The 755-nt window shown below is 52.5% G+C and carries 1 protein-coding gene; it reads right to left on the bottom strand.

The features are described from left to right. Positions 1-120: 120 nt before the first annotated feature. On the bottom strand, positions 121-755 hold a 635-nt coding region (locus tag BSZ32_RS06360), incomplete at its 5' end, for a sulfatase-like hydrolase/transferase (protein ID WP_165788688.1).

Here is a 755-nt window from a genome sequence, read left to right as displayed (position 1 = left end):
AATGAGGAGACGTTTTTCGGCCAAATTAGATTGAAATCAATCGAGGTTAACTGCTAGGTATTTGCTTTTTAGGTGAGGAGTTAGGAAGTGCTTTCATGGGTTGATAAGGGGTGTTGCCTGTTAGGGGGCTGGGACGTAATCCGGATTGGGCTTAAGGGTTTTGACGGCGCCGAAGCGATCGTAGCTCGCCTCGAGCTCCTTGCGCATCATCTTGAGGATTTTCGGCCGGGTTTTCGACAGGTCTTTGGATTCACTGATGTCCTCCTTGAGGTTGTAAAGTTCATAGCCGTTGTCTTCATAACGGTGGTGAATTTTCCAATCGCCGCGCCGCATGACACTGCGCGGACACTTGGCTGGATCTTCGGGGCTGTTGTAGGACGGGAAGTTCCAGAACAGATTGCGCTCACCGAGGGATTTTCCGGAAAAAATAAGCTTCGTTAGATCCTCACCATCGACCTTTTTCGGGTCGGTGGGTTTGACGCCCATGAAGGTGCAGATGGTCGGGTAGAAATCGATGCCGGAGACCGGTTCGACGGAAGTTTTTCCAGCCGCGATTTTTCCGGGCATAGACGCAATCATGGGCACCCGGATGCCGCCCTCATAGAGGGTGACTTTGTCTCCACGCAGCGGGCGTTGGCTGGTGTACTTGTCGAGGCCTCCGTTGTCGGAGATGAATAGAACCAGCGTCTTTTTTTGTAACCCGAGTTCCTTAAGCTTGTCGATGATCGCGCCGACTGAGCGGTCGGTTTCCTCGA

The organism is Rubritalea profundi (assembly GCF_002954445.1).
Lineage (GTDB): Bacteria > Verrucomicrobiota > Verrucomicrobiia > Verrucomicrobiales > Akkermansiaceae > Rubritalea > Rubritalea profundi.
This window is presented reverse-complemented; position numbering and strand designations above follow the sequence as displayed.